Source organism: Lagierella sp. ICN-221743 (genome assembly GCF_037890055.1).
In the GTDB taxonomy this organism is placed as follows: Bacteria; Bacillota; Clostridia; order Tissierellales; family Peptoniphilaceae; genus Mediannikoviicoccus.
On record NZ_JBBKBD010000010.1, the window covers coordinates 23,888 to 40,260 of the forward strand.

At 34.8% G+C, this 16,373-nt stretch carries 16 protein-coding genes and 1 other annotated feature; of the genes, 1 reads left to right on the plus strand and 15 read right to left on the minus strand.

Features of this window, described 5'->3' with window-relative positions; all coding sequences use genetic code 11:
* Window position 1: 1 nt before the first annotated feature.
* From pfkA to rpsF, 13 genes are all read right to left on the minus strand, one after another.
* Window positions 2-961: a 6-phosphofructokinase gene (gene pfkA / locus WKS98_RS05990; protein WP_498917750.1), complete on the minus strand. Its 960-nt coding sequence runs from the start codon at window positions 959-961 to the stop codon at window positions 2-4.
* A gap of 8 nt (window positions 962-969) precedes the next feature.
* The gene (locus tag WKS98_RS05995) at window positions 970-4,476 is read right to left on the minus strand and encodes a DNA polymerase III subunit alpha (protein WP_498917752.1); all 3,507 of its coding nucleotides are present in this window, start codon (window positions 4,474-4,476) and stop codon (window positions 970-972) included.
* A 153-nt stretch (window positions 4,477-4,629) separates the two neighbouring features.
* On the minus strand, window positions 4,630-5,007 hold the full coding sequence (gene rplL / locus WKS98_RS06000) for a 50S ribosomal protein L7/L12 (RefSeq protein ID WP_498917754.1): 378 nt from the start codon (window positions 5,005-5,007) through the stop codon (window positions 4,630-4,632).
* 25 nt (window positions 5,008-5,032) lie between these two features.
* A complete protein-coding gene (rplJ, locus tag WKS98_RS06005) occupies window positions 5,033-5,575 on the minus strand; it encodes a 50S ribosomal protein L10 (protein ID WP_498917756.1) in 543 nt (180 codons plus the stop codon).
* A 36-nt stretch (window positions 5,576-5,611) separates the two neighbouring features.
* Window positions 5,612-5,729: a sequence feature (ribosomal protein L10 leader region), on the minus strand.
* A gap of 37 nt (window positions 5,730-5,766) precedes the next feature.
* Window positions 5,767-6,414 carry a 50S ribosomal protein L25 gene (locus tag WKS98_RS06010; RefSeq protein WP_498917757.1) on the minus strand — a complete coding sequence of 216 codons (648 nt, stop codon included), beginning with the start codon at window positions 6,412-6,414 and terminating at the stop codon, window positions 5,767-5,769.
* A gap of 21 nt (window positions 6,415-6,435) precedes the next feature.
* Entirely contained in the window at window positions 6,436-6,681 is a 246-nt protein-coding gene (locus WKS98_RS06015; RefSeq protein ID WP_498917759.1) for a pro-sigmaK processing inhibitor BofA family protein, read from the minus strand.
* Window positions 6,682-6,698: 17 nt separating this feature from the next.
* Window positions 6,699-8,063, minus strand: a complete 1,365-nt coding sequence (locus WKS98_RS06020) for a M15 family metallopeptidase (RefSeq protein WP_498917761.1) — start codon at window positions 8,061-8,063, stop codon at window positions 6,699-6,701.
* Window positions 8,056-9,213, minus strand: a complete 1,158-nt coding sequence (locus tag WKS98_RS06025; RefSeq protein ID WP_498917763.1) for a glycosyltransferase — start codon at window positions 9,211-9,213, stop codon at window positions 8,056-8,058. The genes WKS98_RS06020 and WKS98_RS06025 overlap by 8 nt, the downstream gene beginning before the upstream one ends.
* 1 nt (window position 9,214) lies before the next feature.
* Window positions 9,215-11,062, minus strand: a complete 1,848-nt coding sequence (locus WKS98_RS06030; protein ID WP_498917765.1) for a polysaccharide biosynthesis protein — start codon at window positions 11,060-11,062, stop codon at window positions 9,215-9,217.
* Window positions 11,063-12,145, minus strand: a complete 1,083-nt coding sequence (locus WKS98_RS06035) for a glycosyltransferase (RefSeq protein ID WP_498917767.1) — start codon at window positions 12,143-12,145, stop codon at window positions 11,063-11,065.
* Window positions 12,146-12,255: 110 nt separating this feature from the next.
* Window positions 12,256-12,480, minus strand: a complete 225-nt coding sequence (rpsR, locus tag WKS98_RS06040) for a 30S ribosomal protein S18 (RefSeq protein ID WP_237036653.1) — start codon at window positions 12,478-12,480, stop codon at window positions 12,256-12,258.
* A 16-nt stretch (window positions 12,481-12,496) separates the two neighbouring features.
* Complete coding sequence (locus WKS98_RS06045) at window positions 12,497-13,024, minus strand: single-stranded DNA-binding protein (RefSeq protein WP_498917769.1); 528 nt, start codon at window positions 13,022-13,024, stop codon at window positions 12,497-12,499.
* 11 nt (window positions 13,025-13,035) lie between these two features.
* Window positions 13,036-13,320, minus strand: coding sequence for a 30S ribosomal protein S6 (rpsF, locus tag WKS98_RS06050; protein ID WP_237036655.1), 285 nt, complete (start codon window positions 13,318-13,320; stop codon window positions 13,036-13,038).
* 140 nt (window positions 13,321-13,460) lie between these two features.
* On the opposite strand from rpsF, the gene WKS98_RS06055 reads away from it, so the two are divergent.
* A complete protein-coding gene (locus WKS98_RS06055) occupies window positions 13,461-14,135 on the plus strand; it encodes a hydrolase (protein WP_498917771.1) in 675 nt (224 codons plus the stop codon).
* A 27-nt stretch (window positions 14,136-14,162) separates the two neighbouring features.
* Here WKS98_RS06055 and fni read toward each other — a convergent pair whose 3' ends face one another.
* Both fni and WKS98_RS06065 read right to left on the minus strand, forming a co-directional pair.
* Window positions 14,163-15,179 (minus strand): type 2 isopentenyl-diphosphate Delta-isomerase, encoded by a 1,017-nt coding sequence (gene fni / locus WKS98_RS06060; RefSeq protein WP_498917773.1) that lies wholly within the window; start codon window positions 15,177-15,179, stop codon window positions 14,163-14,165.
* Between the two features lie 59 nt (window positions 15,180-15,238).
* Window positions 15,239-16,282, minus strand: coding sequence for an LCP family protein (locus WKS98_RS06065; protein ID WP_498917775.1), 1,044 nt, complete (start codon window positions 16,280-16,282; stop codon window positions 15,239-15,241).
* Window positions 16,283-16,373 lie beyond the last annotated feature (91 nt).

Below are 16,373 nucleotides of genomic sequence, written 5' to 3' on the forward strand. Positions count from 1 at the left end.
TTTAAATGGATATCTCCTGTGCCATATCATATAGTTCTTCGTTTAGGATATGAGGTGTTTCAATTGCATCATCAAGTGAAACATCTATAATCTTTCCTGCTTTATAAGCCATTGCCAAGCCCGATTGACCGTCTATTAAAAGTTTTACTGCGCGATTTCCCATTTCACTTCCAAGTAGTCTATCGTGGGGGCTTGGAGAACCTCCTCTTTGAACATGACCAAGTATGGTTACCTTTGTATCCACCTGTGTTATCTCTTCTATTTTTTCCTTTAATACATATGGCCTTCCTACTCCTTCAGCCATAACTATAATATGATGTAGCTTACCTCTTTTTCTACCTCTTTTTATCTTATTCATAATTGACTCTATATCAAGAGGCTTTTCAGGTATAACTATACTTTCAGCTCCCGACGCAACTCCTGCATATAGTGCCAGGTCTCCACAATGTCTTCCCATTACTTCCACAATATTTGCTCTACCATGGGATGATGAAGTATCTCTCAGTTTACCTACAGCTTCTGTAACCGTATTTACAGCAGTGTAAAACCCAATGGTTGAATCGGTGTAACCCATGTCGTTGTCAATGGTACAAGGTATTCCTATAACCTTAACTCCCATGTCATGTAGAACCTTAGCTCCTTTAAAGGATCCATCTCCGCCTAACACCACTAGGCCATCAATTCCAAAATCCTTTAATATTTGAAAGGCCTGCTTCTGTCCCTTTTCAGTTTGAAAATCTTCTGATCTGGCAGAACCTAATATTGTTCCGCCCCTTTGTATTATGTCTGCAACAGATGACACATTCATTTCATATATATCACCGTTAATCAGTCCATCATATCCAAATCTAATTCCCATTACTCTAAGTCCATTAAATATGGCAGTTCTCGCCACGGCTCTAATGGCAGCGTTCATTCCCGGAGCGTCTCCTCCGCTGGTTAAAATGGCAATTGTCTTCATATACACCTCTAAATAATTCTTATATTTTCTCTTCCCAGTATTGACTTAAGTTCATTCAATACTTCTTTATCTTCAAGATTTACATTGTATTCTTCGTTAAACATAAATCCTGTATTTGTCTTCTTAAAAAATAATTTCACTCTTGAATTACCCTTTTTGCCTATGAGTACCTGTTTTACAAGTTCAACTTTTTCCTTTTCACTTCCAACTTCAAAGATTAATTCAAGCGTTTTTTTATTGTTCACACGACTAATGGCATTGCTGTAATTTTTAAATCGTGATTCAAGATCTTCAATTTTTTCTACAAATATATTTCCCTCGCCATTTTCATTTATATTTACCCTACCTTTAATAGTAATAACTCTATCTTCCTCAATTAACTCTTTAAACTCCGAATAAGTTTTAGGAAAGATTACAATGGGTATGGTTCCGTATAAATCTTCTAAGGTTGCCGTTGCCATGGCAGAATGGGTATTCTTAGTGAATCTCTTTGTGACTTGATTTAGCACTCCAGAGACCACAACGACTTTCTTATCCCAATTGTCCTCTGCTTCCCTATTTTCAGAATCAAGTTCAAGGCTTGAAAACTCCTGTGTCTTTAAAATATAATCTTCATACTCCTTTAGTGGATGATCAGAAAGATATATTCCAAGAACTTCTTTTTCCATCTTTAAAAGTTCTTTCCTTGGATACTCCTTAACAGTATAGGTCTTCTCTTCCTTTTCTTCAACTATAGAACTGAAGTCGTCAAATAGACTGGACTGTCCGGGTATATTTGTCCTCTTGTCCTTTAGAACAGAGTCGATTATCATGGAGCACTCCACCATAAGGGAATGCCTATTAGGGGATATTTCAGAAAGGGCTCCTCCCATTATTAAACATTCTATGGCTCTTTTGTTTATAGTCTGTGAGTTTTTTGATGCAAGTCTCTCGATGAAGTCTCTAAAGTCCTTAAAGTCCCCTCCATCTTTTCTTGCTTCAACTATCGTGTCTATTAATCCGGTTCCAACATTTTTAATGGCCGAAAGTCCAAATCTTATTTTATCTCCTTCAACGGAAAACTTTTTAAAGCTACTGTTAACATTTGGAGGAAGAATTTCTATCTTTAATCTCTTGCACTCTTGAATGTACTGGGCAACTTTTTTACTGTCTCCCATTATTGATGAGATTAACGCCGCCATAAACTCCACAGTATAATAGTACTTTAACCACGCGGTTCTCATGGCAACCAGTGAATATGCAGCAGAGTGGGACTTGTTGAAGGCGTACTTTGCAAAGTCTATCATTAAGTCATAAATCTTATTTGCTGTGTCTTCATCAACGCCACGTCTTATGGCACCATCTATAAGGATATTGCCTTCATTGTCCTTTTGTCCATAAATAAATTTTACCCTTTCCTCTTCCATTACATCCATTTTCTTTTTACTCATGGCCCTACGAAGATTGTCCGCTCCACCGAGGGAGTAGCCTGCAAGTTGTTGCACTATCTGCATAACCTGCTCTTGATACACTATAGTGCCATAGGTTAAATTTAAAATTGGTTTTAATAGTGGATGTAAGTACCTTATGTTTTCAGGATTATTTTTATTTTTAATATAATTTGGAATCTCGTTCATTGGGCCTGGTCTAAAAAGTGAGTTTGCCGCAATAAGATCGTCAAAAACCGTTGGCTTTAGTTCAGACAAGAAATTTCTCATTCCAGGAGATTCAAATTGAAATATTCCCAACGTCTCAGCACTTGAAAATAGTTTCAATACTTTTTTGTCGTTTACATCAATTTTATTTATATCTATGTCAATGTTTCTGTTTTGCTTTATCAGTTTAATTGTGTCATCAATAACAGTTAATGTTCTTAGTCCCAAAAAATCCATCTTTAAAAGACCCAGTTCTTCAAGCTCCGTCATGTTGAACTGCGTTATAACAGAGTCTTTATTCTTAGCAAGGGGAACATATTCCACTATGGGCTCTTTTGAAATAACCACTCCCGCCGCATGGGTTGACGTATGTCTTGGCATTCCCTCTAGGTCATTTGCCACATCAATAAGCTTTTTAATCTCTTCAGAGCTATTATATATTTCTTTGAACTCCTCGCTTGTATCCAAAGCCTTTTCAATGGTTATATTTAGCTCATTAGGCACGTTCTTTGCCACCTTGTCTACCAGGTTTAGGGGAATTCCCATAACACGGCCTACGTCCCTTATACAGCCTCTAGCGCCCATTGTTCCAAATGTAACTATTTGGGCAACTTTATTTTCACCATACTTTTCTACAACATAGTCTATAACTTCTTCTCTTCTCTCGTAACAGAAGTCTATATCGATGTCGGGCATGGATACCCTCTCTGGATTTAAAAATCTTTCAAAGAGCAAGTTATATTTAATTGGATCAATGTCTGTTATGCCTAGAGCAAAGCTAATAATGGATCCTGCAGCAGAGCCCCTTCCAGGGCCAACCGGAATGTCTTTGCTCTTTGCAAATCTTATAAAGTCAGAGACTATTAGGAAGTAGTCCACATAGCCCATCTCTTCTATGGTCTTTAATTCAAATTGAACCCTCTCTTTAATATCTTCAGTTACATCTTCATATCTATTTTCAATCCCCGTCCATGTAAGGTTTCTTAAGTATTCATTATTAGTAAGACCTTCAGGCACTTTAAAATAAGGTAAGTGTAGATGTTCAAAGTCAAGGTCCACATTACATCTCTCAGATACCTTCATGGTGTTTTCTAAATATTCTGGATTATCAAAAAGTTCACTCATTTCCTGTGGGGAGCGTAGATAAAATTCTCCAGGAGCATAGTGCATGTCTTGGTTATTTGCATCTTGTAAAGTACGTCCAGTCTGAACACATAAAAGTACTTTATGGTTCTTCCAGTCATCTTTTTTTATATAGTGAACGTCATTTGTGGCACAGATCGGAATGTGAAGTTCTTCAGAAATATTTTTCATTCCAGCTATAACTATTTCATCTTCCTTCATTCCATGGTTTTGAACTTCTAAAAAGAAGTTGCCTTTGCCAAAAATGTCTTCAAGTTCGGCTGCCGCTTTTTTTGCCCCAGCATAATTATTGTTTACAAGTTTTTCAGATACCTCACCCTTTAAACACGCAGAAAGGCATATTAGTCCCTCACTATACTTTCTAAGCACATCTTTATCAACTCTAGGTTTATAATAAAATCCATTTAAATAACCAAGGGATACTATCTTCATCAAATTTTTATATCCAATATTGTTTTCTGCAAGCAGTATCAAATGGTTATAATTTTTATTTTGAGGACTCTTATCCATATAATTTTTATTAACGGTATATACCTCACAGCCTATTATAGGTTTTAAATCTCTTTTTTTAGCTTCTTTATAAAATTCAACTACACCGAACATGCATCCATGGTCCGTTATGGCACAGCTTTCCATGCCAAGTTCTTTTACTCGGTCTAGTAGTTTAGGTATTGGACTAAATCCGTCAAGCAAGCTATATCCCGTATGTAAATGTAAATGAGTAAATTTTGTCTCCATGTTTATTCCTCTCCTGTGTAAATTGTATCATAAGCTAAAAGATTTCTTAAATAAAGAGATAATAAAAGCTGTTGAGTATATGTATTCATATCCTATCAACAGCTAAAAAAATATGGTACCAAGTTTCCTCGGTACCATTAGTTTTTTTGGTAATTACTTAAGTTCTACAGTAGCTCCAAGTTCTTCTAATTGAGATTTCATTTCTTCTGCTTCAGCCTTAGCTACGCCTTCCTTAAGTGTCTTAGGAGCTCCGTCAACTAATTCTTTAGCATCTTTTAGTCCAAGACCAAGTAAGTCTTTAACAACTTTGATTATCTTAATCTTTTGGCTTCCTGCTGATTCTAATACTACATCGTATTCAGATTTTTCTTCTGCTCCACCAGCTTCTCCGCCTGCAGCAGCAGCTACTCCACCTACAACTACAGGTGCTGCAGCTGAAACTCCGAATTTTTCTTCTGCTTCTTTAACTAAGTCATTTAATTCAAGAACTGACATGTTCTCAATTGCTTCTAATATTTGTTGAATATCCATTATAATCCTCCGTTTAATTTTTAATTTATTCTGCAGTAACTTCTTCTGCTTCTTGTGCAGGACCTTCCTCAGATCCTTCTTCTTTTTTCTTAGCTATAGCATCTAATAAGTATACGAAGTTAGATACTGGTGCCTTCAAGCTACCAAGTAACTTACCGATAAGAACTTCTTTAGATGGTATAGACGCTAATTCTTTAACACCTTCAATGTCAAGAAATTTTTCATCAATATAACCTGCTTTAATTTCTAAGTTTTCATGCTCTTTTGCAAAGTCATTAGTAATTCTAGCAGCTGCAGTTTCTTCGCCCATACTGAATGCAATTGCATTTGGACCATTTAAATGTTCTAAGATAGAATCATGTCCAAGGTTTTTAAATGCAATGTTCATCATTGTATTCTTGTAAACTTTGTAAACTACATCTTCTTTTCTGAATCTTTCTCTTAGTTCTGTTAACTCTTCAACATTTAGTCCTCTATAGTCAACTAATACCATTGATTTAGATTCTTCAATGTTTTTAGTAATTTCAGATACTACTGATTCTTTTTGCTTTAAAACGTGATCTTTCAAAAAAATTCACCTCCACTACCGTTTAATACCAAAAACTTAAATATAAAAAATCTTTCTACCCAAAAAGGCAGAAAGATCTGAATTCAATCTTGTCTACCTCGGTAGGAAATTAAGTTTTCACACCTACTGTCTTTGGCAGTATTTAATTACCTAGTATATTATGACAGATGTTTTTTAATCTGTCAAGCTTTTTATTCTTCTTCTGCTGCTGCTTCTTCAGTTTCGTCAACAGTTGGAACATCAGCTGCGTCTACTTCTTCTGCATCTTCTTCAATAACTTCTTCTCTTGGTTCAGAAAGAATTGCAACTGGTTCATCAGCATCTTCAAATAATTCAATCTTGTCGTTTCCGTAGATATCTAAGTCAGCAACTGTTAATGTTTCACCAATCTTCATATTTTCTACATTTACAATAGCTTCTGAAGGGATGTCTGATGGAAGACATTCAACTTCAATTTCATTTAGTAAGTGCATTAATACTGATGGTTGTTCGTGGATGTTGTCTCTTCCTTCACAAACAACTGGAACAACAACTCTCATCTTAGTATTCATGTCTACACCAACGAAGTCAACGTGAACGTATTGGTTCTTGAAAGGATGTTTTTGAACGTCTTTAATAAGAGCCTTTCTTTCTTTTCCGTCAATGTTTAAAGTTACAAGGTTAGAAGTACCTGCTGTTAAGTATAACTTTTCTAAGTCTCTTTCTTCTACAACTAGATTGACGTTTTCTTCTCCTCTTTGATAGATAACTCCTGGAACTCTTTTTTCCACTCTTAATTTATCTACTTTATTCTTTCCTGTACCCATTCTAACTTGGGCGTTAATTTTAAAATCTGTCATGCTTACCTCCATATAAAAATATTAAGACTTTAACAATAATAACACAATTATGCCCGGAATGCCAAATATTCCTGCAACTAATGCATTTAAAAATGTTAAGTTTAATGTAATTCCAAAAATTCCACCTATTAAATTGAAAACAAATAATAGTAACAAGCCTGAAATACTATTGATAATTAGCTTGCCCACAGCTTTTATTGAAAAGCTTAGGAGTCTAAAAAATAGCATCATTAGTACAACGGCTATTATGATTACAAAAATCTGCATAATATCACCAGCTAATATTAGTTTTCGTCATTTGAATCGTCATCATTTTTTTGGTCACTATCATTATTATAATTATTATTTTCGCCATTGTCATCATTTGTATCTTGATTTGTGTCGTCTTGTTGATTGTCATTTTCTTCATTTGTATCTTGATTTGTGTCGTCTTGCTGATTGTCATTTTCTTCATTTGTATTTAAGTTATTTTCTTTACTTACTTTAGCAAGACCTAAATACTCTTCTAAGCATAAATTATTTCTATGCATTTCATCTGCAACAGTTGGCTCCACAAATCTTATATGCCATGGTTCAAACTTTCTTCCAGTTATATTTTCCTTGTCCTTAGGATATCTGATAATGAATCCATATTTATGAGCGTTTTCAACTAGCCACTTATACTCCTTGCTGTCTTGGAAATTGTCGTTGTACTTATTTTCATAATCCTCTCCAACAACGTCAAATGCAAGGCCAGTTTGATGTTCGCTCTTACCTGGTTCAACCTGTGATCCATCCGCCATGTACTCTCCAAATGCAGATACGCCATCGGTATATCCATTTGTCTTTTGTTGTTCATAGCTTCTAAAGTCACTTGCAATTTTTATTATTATTCCATCATTCTTAGCTTTTCTTGCCATGATGTCAAAGTTTGTCTTTGCCTGTACATTCATTCCTGGTTGGAAGTCTTCTGGCAAGCTATATTGATTATTTACCACAAGTATTCCCTTTATAACCTTAAGTTGGTCTGGGTTATTTACAGTTGAAAGGTTTGAACTTTCAATATAACCGTCGATGCCGTTGTATCTAACTTTGTTAAATCCATTTGTAACACCATAGTTTTCAAGGTATTCTCCAGCTGCAATTTCTCCAAGCTCTGTAGATGAAGTATTGCTTTCTTGATAATACTTAGCAGATTTTGTAACTAATACAAAACCTTTCAAACTTGTGGTTTCATTGCTATTTACGGTTTCCACAATATTTGCAGGGTCTGTACCTGCTATGTTTTTCTTGTTTTTTGCATCAAGAACTGATTTTAGTAAAAGCGCAAGGATTAAAACTGCTATAATTGAAACTCCAACAGTAATCATTCGCTTTTTCTTTTTCTGTTCTTCTCTTTTCTTCATTGCAATGTGTTGTAATCTTCTTCTCTCTTGCTCAATAGCCTTAGGATCCATCTTTATGGTATGGTCCCTAAAGTTTTGATTTCTTTCGTAAGAAGGGTTATGCTCTGATGAAGAATTTCTTCGTCTATACTCCTCAGACCTTTGAGTTCTCTGTCTGGACTCTTCGTCTCTTGTGACATTTCTGTTTTTCAGTCCATCCACACCTTGATCTAAGAAGCTATATTTTTCGTTGATATCTCTAAAACTCTTTCTTCTCTTAGACATTTTTTACTCCTTTTGAAACTGAGGAATATATTTTTAGTAAATCTTTTACACTTGCCTCTTTTGAAAAGTTCAAGTCCACATACTCCCTAATTTCTAGTTTGTTAAATCCTTTTATACCATTATACATTAATTTTAGTTTATTTGCTAAGTCTAAGACATTGTTTTTCTCTGCAATTACGCCATTAAACTCCCTAATGAAGTGTTCAGAGCCTCCATTGTTCACTGTAATAACTGGAAGACCACAGTTCATCGCCTCAATATACACCTTTCCATAGGTTTCATGATGAGAGGCCAATATAAAAAGATCTGACTTGTTGTACTCTTCATTTATTTCACTTAAACTCTTATGACCCATTAAAAATATTTTATCTTCCATTCCATTTTTTTGAATCAACTTAATAAGATTTTCCCTTTCAGGCCCTTGTCCAAAGATTTTTAAAGTAGCATTTTTATCTTTAAACACATTTGTAAAGGCTTCTATAACTTCAAAATGGCCCTTGTCTTTAATTAAATTTCCCGTTGATACCACATGGAACGTATCTTCATCAAAATTATAATTTTTTAAAGTAAATGAATTTGTGTCAACTACAGTGGGAGATACGACCGGAACTACACCAAAGTTTTTCTCCATAATTTTTTTAAAGTATGGGCTTCCTACAATTAGTTTGTCACAGTTATTATAGACATATTCTCCAATAATCCTCTTCTCTTTTGATATATCGTTAATATCTTCCTTGTTCACATGGGAAGAGTGCTCTGAAATTACAATTGGCAAATCTATTTTATTTTCTTTAATGACTTTTACAAAGGGATATGAATAATTTAGAAAATGTGAGTGTAAAATATTAGTTCCCTTTTCTCTACCCAAAATTTTTGGAAGATATTTTTTTAGTGCAAGGCTTCCATATTTCATTTGAGTTAGTTCATTTAAATTGCCTAGGGGAACACTGATATTATAATATCTTATTCCCTTGTACTCACCTTCACTATAGCCCCACTTTCTCCATCTTCTAATTGATCTTATGTCAAGGGACACCATGTATACATCAATCCCCTCTTCCTTCAAGGCTTTGGCGTATTCAAATTGATGTATTCCATACATTGGGGTCTTTTCATTTGGAATGCCTTGTGTGGCCATCAACACTTTCATTTTATTTCTCCAACCTTTCAGGAGTGAAGTTAGGAACGATATTTTTTAAATCCCTAAGTATTACATTGTAATCCTTCTGATCCAAGTCTCCCTTAAGTTTATTTAATCCCTCTTCTAACATTTCTTTGTCATGTATAACTGGTTTTTCAATAAATATCTTTTTAAATTCTGTTTTTGTAGAATTGTCTAAGTCCAAAATTAACTCTTCATATAGTTTTTCCCCAGGACGTAGCCCTGTGAATTCTATTTTAATATCTTCATTTGGTATAAATCCAGAAAGTTCAATTAATTTTTCTGCCAAGTCTACAATTCTAACTGGCTCACCCATGTCAAGTATAAATATCTCTCCACCTTTTGCAATTGCTCCAGCCTGCATAACCAATTGGCAGGCCTCTGGAATGGTCATGAAATATCTTATAATGTCAGGATGTGTAACTGTTACTGGCCCTCCATTTTTAATTTGTTCTTTAAATAGAGGTATAACTGAACCATTGGACCCTAACACATTTCCAAACCTAACTGCAACGAAGTCGGTATTTGATTCCCTATTTATGGTTTGAATCATTATTTCGCAAATCCTCTTTGTACATCCCATTACGGAAGTTGGATTAACCGCCTTGTCCGTAGATATGTTTACAAACTTTTTCACACCATACTTGTCGGAGCATTTTAAAATATTTAAAGTTCCAAACACATTGTTTTTCACCGCTGATATTGGCGAATCTTCCATTAGTGGAACGTGCTTGTGGGCTGCTGCGTGAAATACTATTTCAGGTCTATACTTATCAAAGACACTGTCCATTCGGTCCATGTCCCTAATACTGTCTATTAGCACTTCGATGGGTGGATTTTTATATTTTCTAATAAGTTCCATTTGAATATTGTAGATGCTATTTTCATAAATATCTAGCATTACCATCTTCTTTGGACCAAATTTAATTATCTGTCTACACAGTTCGGAACCTATGGAGCCACCGGCACCGGTAATTAAAATCACCTTGTCTTTAATAAAATCCTCTAGAGAGTCTTGGTCCAAATGAATTTCATCTCTTCCTAAAAGGTCTTCAATTTGAACTTCTCTCATCTTAGACAAGTCAAAATTCTTTTCGTCTATTACGGTGTAGTACCCTGGTATTAATTTTGTCTTTATCTTTGTCCTATTACATCTTTGAAGTATTTCCCTTGCATCATTTTCCTCTGCAGAAGGAAGTGCAACGATTATCTCTTCAATACCATAGTCATTTACAACCTTTTCAATATCATCTCTAGTTCCAAGAACAGGTACTCCCTTTATGATTTTATTCTTTTTATTTATATCATCGTCGATGAAGCCAATGGGAACATTTAATATCTCAGCGTGTTTGTTAAGCTCCTTTACCACCAACACTCCCGCTTCACCTGCGCCTATTATAAGAGTCTTTTTTGGTTTCTTTCCAGTTTTATTAGGTGACTTAGTATCTATAAGGCTATACTTCGCCCTTGAAAGTAGTCTTACTCCTGGAACTAAACCAGACTGAATAACAAGTCCTATAACATAAATTGACCTTGGCAAGTCCTTGTCAATAGCAATTAACATTCCTACTACAACGATTATGTTTGCAATTAGAACTGCAAATTCAGCTCTTACAAATTCTTCAATACTTGCATATCTCCATAGGGTTTTGTAAAGCCCCATAATGAAGAATACAAGTATACAAAATGCTGTTATAAATGGAGCGTATTTGAAATATACATTTAAGTATATGTCTGGTAATGTACCGTCAAATCTCAAATACAATCCAAAGATATAACTAAAATTTATGATTATTATGTCAAGTAAAACCAAAGTAATTGTTCTTAAGTACCTCATCTAACTCTCCTCTTTAAAACTTTGATAAACACTTTCTATTTTAGCAAAGTTTTCTTTAAGTATAAACTTATCTAATACATATTCCCTAGCATTTTTTCCCATTTCAATTCGTAAATCTCTATCCAAATAAAGTTTTTCTAAAGATTTAAAAAGCTCCGTTACATTTTCTGGCTCCACAAGTAAGGAACTCTTTCCTGGACATGTTGCTTCAGGTAATCCTCCTACATTGGAGCACACAACTGGCACACCACAGCTTTGAGCTTCAACTGCAGACACACCAAAGCTCTCTTGTAATGACGGGAATACTGCCACATCCATTTCATTGTAGGTGTCTACAACTTTATCAATGTCTAAATAGCCTCTAAATTCAACTAATTCATCTATACCCAGTTCTTTAGAAAGATTTTTAAGATTCTCTTTTTCTTCACCGATGCCTGCAATAATTAGTTTAAATTTTTCATCTTTATAATTATCTACAAGCTCTTTAAAAGCTCTTATTAAATAGTCTAGGCCATATACTTTAAAAAGCGACTTCACAGTTCCAATAGTAAATTCATTTTTATTTTTAAACCCAGGAATAGGTTTAAAAGTTTCGGTGTTAACTCCAAAGTATGTTACCATGACATCTCTATTTGTATATTTTTGAATTTCATCCTTCATGTCGCTTGATGTGGACAAGATAACAGAAGGCTTTTTTAAATTGTATTTCAACAGGCTCTTATGAATAAAAGACCTTCTTGGAAAGTCATAGACATCAGAACCCCATACGGAAAGTATGTATGGCTTAAAATTTAAAAGCGCTCCTAATAATCCATAGCTAGTGGCATAGTGGGCATGAACTATATCTGGTTTTTCTTTTTTTATAATTTCTTTGACTTTCTTAATCTTCCCAAAATATGAAAAGAGTTTTTTTCTATCGCTTTCATAAATCGTCTCTCCAACATTGAAGTTATAAACCTTACATCCAGGTATACTTCCTTCCGTAAGAGATATAACGATAATTTCATAGCCTCTATTCAAAAAATATTCGCACCACTTCTTAGTGTGGGCAGAAGTTACGTCTGCAAAAAAACAAATTTTCATTTCCATCTCCATTTCTAATGAAATTATACCATAGAAAAGCTTTACTCTTCTAAATTGGTTGGGCAATAAAAAATCCCCTGAAGAGTGTTTCAGGAGATAGTTTTATTTTATTATTCTGCAGAGTATGGTAATAATGCAACTTGTCTTGCTTTTTTAATCTCTTCAGTAACAGCTCTTTGGTGTTTTGCACAACATCCAGTAGCTCTTCTTGGAAGGATTTTACCTCTGTCAGAAATGTATTTCTTTAAAGTATTGATATCTTTATAGTCGATCTTTTTGTTCTTATCAGCACAAAAAGCACATACTCTTCTTCTAGGTCTAAATCTTCTTTGCATCAAAGTACCTCCTTATCTAAAATGGTATATCGTCATCATTTAAAGGAAAAGCATCGCCACCTAGGCCAAAATCATCCTCTGGAAAATCTTGACTAAAACCAATTTCTTTATTGTAGTTGTTTCCTTGATTAAAGCCTTGGTTTTCCTGATTATAATTCGAATTGCCTTGGTTGTAGTTTGAATTACCTTGATTATTTCTTTGACCTGAACCACCGATGAAGAAAATTCTATCAGCAATGACATCTGTTCTGTAAACTCTCTTACCATCTTGTCCATCATATGAGCTGGTTTGAATTCTTCCTGAAACAGCTAATTCTCTTCCCTTAGTAATATAAGTTGATATAAGTTCAGCTGTCTTACCAAACGCGGTAACTCCTATGAAGTCAGCAGTTGGTTGACCTTTTTGTTCAGCTTCCATCTTCTTGTCCCTAGACATACCTCTGTCTACAGCTAATGTGAATCTACAAATAGCTAAACCTGATCCTGCTGCATATCTAAGTTCAGGGTCTCTAGTAAGTCTTCCTATTAAATTAACGCTATTCAACTTTGCCCTCCTTAGGCTTCCTTTACCACGAACATGTATCTTATGATGTGGTCAGAAATTTTACACTTTCTTTGAAGTTCATAAATTAATTCAGGTTCAGCTTCGAAATCAATTATAACGTAGTATCCCTCTTTTATATAGTTGATTTCATACGCTAGCTTTCTCTTACCCCATTCATCAACTTCAAGAACTTTACCATTAGATTCAACAGTACTCTTGATAACATCAAGGGCTTTGTTTCTTACCTCGTCTTCTAGATCTGGTTTGAATACAATAACTCCTTCGTAATTTCTCATGTCTATACACCTCCTTTTGGTCTCTGGCTCGCTTACGCGGCAAGGATACTTAAGTATATTACCACAAATAAAAAAATAATTCAAATATGTATTTAAAGTTTATAAAATGATATAATCGTTTTAGAATAGAGGAGGTTGAGATGAAGAAAAAAGTTTATGTTCCTGAGGTTGAATCGGAACTTCGTAGAAGATCTGTAACGATGCCCCAGGTAATTAGAAATGCCAGTGGAATAATTATTTTAAACAAGAGAATAAAATCACTAATTTTTTCTACAGATATAGCTGTAATTCACAATAGCAATCCCGATGCAGTTATGGCAGTGTATCCTTTTACACCGACATTAACCATAACACAAGCACTAATGTCCGCATCCTTCGTTCCACTTTTTATAGGTGTTGGTGGTGGACTTACATCTGGAAATAGATCTGTGTACTTGGCACTTCAAGCAGAACTTCTTGGTGCCTATGGAGTAGTTGTCAATGCACCAATTAAAAATGAAGTTATAAAAGATATGTCCTCTTCACTTGACATACCTGTGGTTGCCACAGTGGTTTCAGAAAACGACGACTTCGAAGGGAAAGTAAATGCCGGCGCAAAAATATTTAATGTTTCCGGTGGAAAGAATACAATCGAAATCGTAAAGAAAGTTAGAGATATATTCGGAGAGGAGTTTCCTATAATCGCAACCGGTGGCAGAACCGAGGAGTCCATTATAAAAACTATTGAAGCGGGAGCAAATGCAATTACCTACACTCCTCCTTCCAGTGCAGAAATATTCTCTTCCGTAATGCAAAATTATAGAGAGTTCAAATAAAAAACAGGTAAGAATTATTCCTACCTGTTATTTTTGTATTAACTCTTTTAACCTTCCAGTCAAAGTGTAGTTAACATTTTTTAAATCTTCTATTTTTTTAACGCCTAGAAGCATCATTATAATCTTTGATTTTTCTATTGTTGATTCCACATATTTCTTTGCTTCGTCAAATCCACCATGCATTAAATATCTTAACACCTCGCCGCTAAGCGCAGTAAAGTTTGCTCCAAGTATAAATGACTTTATAACATTGTCCGCAGTATTTATTCCGCCACTGCTGATGTAAAATGCATCGGGGTTTTCCCTTTTGCAATCCATAAGAGCTTTCGCTGTTGGTATTCCCCAACAGTACATGTCTGAAAAATCCTTGTCCATATTTCTCATATCTTCAATCTCTATGAAGTTTGTTCCACCGGCACCTGCAACATCGATGTACTTAACACCAATATTTGTAAGTTTTTTTGAAACTTCTGCAGATATACCAAAACCAACTTCTTTTATAATAATTGGCTTGTCAAAATTTTTTATAAGGTATTCAATGTTTTTTTCGATATCTCTGAAGTCCCTGTCACCTTCATCCATAAACATCTCTTGGGCAACGTTTAAATGAAGCTGCATTGCATCTGCATCTATCATAGAAGAAGCTTCCTTTAGTTCTTCCAAGCTTTTATTAGCAGAAAGATTTCCTATTAATATACCGTCTTCTCCTAAGATATCCCTGGCAATTTCGAAAGACTGCCTACATTCAGGATAATCTAATCCAACGGTTTGAGACCCAACTGCCATAGGTATATTTAAATCCCTGGCAATTCTTGCAAGATCTTCGTTTATTGAAGAAAGTTCGTCTGTACCACCTGTCATTGCATTTATCATTAGTGGAAAGTCTACAGTCTTCCCCAAAAACGAAACTCTTGTGTCAATTTCTTCAAAGTTAATTCCTGGTAATGAGTTGTTTTCGATATAAATATCTTCGAAAAGATTGTCTCCAACGTATTCAGTTTTCAAATAGCTTTCTACATGTTCTCTTTTTCTTTCCTGCCTCATCTAAACCTCAATTCTAATTAACTTTTCAATAGCATTAATTAAAAACTGTGAACTAATGTTTAGTTATAGTCCTCGTCATTATCGTAGCCATTGTCGTTATCATCGTTGTAGTTCTCATTGTAGTCGTCATCATCATTGTAACTATTTTGATCTTTGTATTTATCTATTTCACTTGGATCAATGAAATAATCTCTAAATATATCTGAGAATAATTTATTCATTTTCTTTTCGTCCGCATAAAAATATGCCACCCTTACACCATTAGGGTACTCATCACCAGTTGTACCTTCTAGGGTGTATGTGTGTAGTTTGTCTTCACTAAAGTTTACTGCCTTTAGTGCAACTGCTCCAAGATTTCCCAAGTCAATATTGGTTTCAACATTTTGTTTATATACATCTAAAATTTTACCGATATTCAAAATATTTGACGGTTTAAGTACTGCTTTCATAAGCTGTTTTAAAAAGTATTGTTGGTTTTGAACCCTCTCTAAATCCGTTCCAGTTCTCAAAAGTTCCCTTGCTCTAACAAAGTAAAGCGCTTGAGCTCCGTCCAATGTGGTTGGTCCCTTTGGAATGTGTAAATTTATATCTGGCACATTTAATTCCACCGGCGAGTCCACTTCAACGCCACCTACCGCCTCTACAATTCTTGTAACAGCGTCATAGTCTACGCTCATGTAATAGTCCACGTCAAGTCCAGTAAGTTCTCTTACTGCCTTTAACGCTCCAGTAATACCATCGTAGGCATGGGCTGCGTTTATCTTTACATCGCTTCCGTTGTAGTTCACCTTAGTATCTCTAGGAATTGATACTACGTTTATTTCTCCTGTCTTGAAGTTTACATTACATAGCATCATAGTGTCAGTTCTAACATGTTGATCCATGGCTTCGCCTTTAACATCTATGTTCTTGTCAACTCCTACTAATAAGAAAAGTAAATCTCCGTCTAGTTTTTGTTCTATTTCATTGTCTTTTCCTATGTCTGTTCCATCTATTTCTACAGTGGATCTCTCTTGCAAATCTTTAAGTTCACTAGCTACAAAATAGCCTCCACCAAAAAGTATTAAAGATATTAAAAATATTATTACTGATCTAGCTTTCATTTTCCCTCCAAAGAACAAAATGTTCTAATTAATTATATCACTGAGGTTTTATTTTTCAATAGCAAAAAATAGAAAACTGGGCTAAAATAGC